General features: G+C 63.3%; 3 protein-coding genes. 1 reads left to right on the forward strand and 2 read right to left on the reverse strand.

What is annotated here, in order from left to right:
• Positions 1-358, reverse strand: a 358-nt coding sequence (locus RMO18_RS14465) for a DUF1643 domain-containing protein (protein ID WP_309666826.1), incomplete at its 3' end; no start/stop codon positions are given.
• A complete protein-coding gene (locus RMO18_RS14470) occupies positions 355-663 on the reverse strand; it encodes a hypothetical protein (protein ID WP_309666827.1) in 309 nt (102 codons plus the stop codon). The genes RMO18_RS14465 and RMO18_RS14470, both read right to left, overlap by 4 nt.
• Before the next feature lie 427 nt (positions 664-1,090).
• Between RMO18_RS14470 and RMO18_RS14475 the strand changes: the two genes are divergently transcribed.
• A partial coding sequence (locus RMO18_RS14475) for a class I SAM-dependent methyltransferase (protein WP_309666828.1) occupies positions 1,091-1,622 on the forward strand: 532 nt, incomplete at its 3' end.

Raw genomic sequence — 1,622 nt, forward strand, 5'->3', positions numbered from 1 at the left:
CGTGGTTTCCCCAAGCGCACAGCACGGCGTCAGCCCAGATGGCACTGTCGGCAATCGCCGCGTCATTGCCCGGCCCCACCGGGTCCGGCTCGGCGCGCATCACCTTGGGGTCGGTTGCCCGAAACGCGAAAATGTTGGTCACCCGGAACGCTCCGAACCCCAGTGCCCGCGCCCGCCGTTCGCAGCGCTCCACCGTCGGGTCATTCTGCACCTCTGTTGCCGTCGATGGATTAAGCATCACGAACAAAGCCTTAGGCCCGGGCCCCCAGACCCGCGTCAACAGATAACGATACCGCTGGCAGTCCGAATAGACCGCTTCCGACACCGCATCGCCCTTGGTGAACCGCTTGGTGATCATCCCACTGTACCCCGCACCAACCGCTGCAGCGCCGCCTGGTCTTGGGCCGCCGACAACAGCTTCGCCATCACCGCATCCTGCAACCCTGCCACCACCCCTGAACAAGCGCCTGCCCACCGGTTTCGCGGTCGATCACGGCCATTTTCGCCAGGCCCAGCACGACTGGCGCTTCGGTCAGCAACGGCCTCGCCACGGCGGATCAGTGCCTCAATCGGAACCAACCGGATGAAATCCACCGCCTTCGCTTCGGCCCAGATCACGGCTTGGAACAGCCCCCACGCAGCACCTCGCTGCGCCTCTTTCATGCATGCACCCCGCACGTCCTTTACAGGCACAGTGTGTCCAGATGCAAAAGAAAAGCTCCCCCGATGAGATCTTCCAACTACGATCTGGCCCCGCTTAAAGGCAATGTACCCGCCGCCAAGTTCTCTTGCGAACACTTCCACGCACCCCGGTCTTTACCTCCGGCTAGCGAGCCCATCCCCAGTCAACCGAAGACCCTACCACCAGCTTTGCCCGTCTCAAGGCTGCTGGCCTGACCATCCTGCTACCGCTGCGCGACGAAGCGTTCGGTCAGCGCCACTTAATTGCCGACGGCCCCGACGGCGTGCTGATCGCGATGATCCCGCCCTCTGCCGATTTCGCCGCGCAATATGCCCCCAAGGCCCTGCCGCAATAGCCGCCCACCAGCCCTTTGGCGCGCAGACCTGCATACTGCCATGGCCCGCCCGCATGCAAAGGCACGCCATGCCAGACCCCGGCTACTTCCGCAGCTTTCTTGCCCGCACCGACGACCGCACGCTGTACAAGATGGATCATTACTTCGACATCTACGACCGCCTGCTTGGCGGCTGGCAGGACCGCGACGTCTCGTTCCTCGAAATCGGCGTCTACAAAGGCGGCTCGCTCCGCATGTGGCGCGACTTCTTCGCCCCCGAAGCGCGGCTGACCTTCGCCGACATCGACCCGGCGTGCAAAGCCCTCGAACTGCCCGGCACCCAGATCCGCATCGGCGACCAATCCGACCCGAACTTCCTTGCCACCCTCGCGCAGGATCGTGGCCCGTTTGACCTTATCGTCGATGATGGCGGCCATCAGATGCACCAGCAGATCATCAGCTTTCAACACCTCTGGCCGCACCTTAGCGCCGGCGGCCTCTACATCATCGAAGATACCCACACCAGCTATTGGCCCGGCTTTGGCGGCGGCCACCGCGCGCCCGCCAGCTTCATCGAATTCGCCAAAGACCTGATTGATAAGATGC

This window comes from Tabrizicola sp., from assembly GCF_031377265.1.
Taxonomy (GTDB): Bacteria; Pseudomonadota; Alphaproteobacteria; order Rhodobacterales; family Rhodobacteraceae; genus JAUYQR01.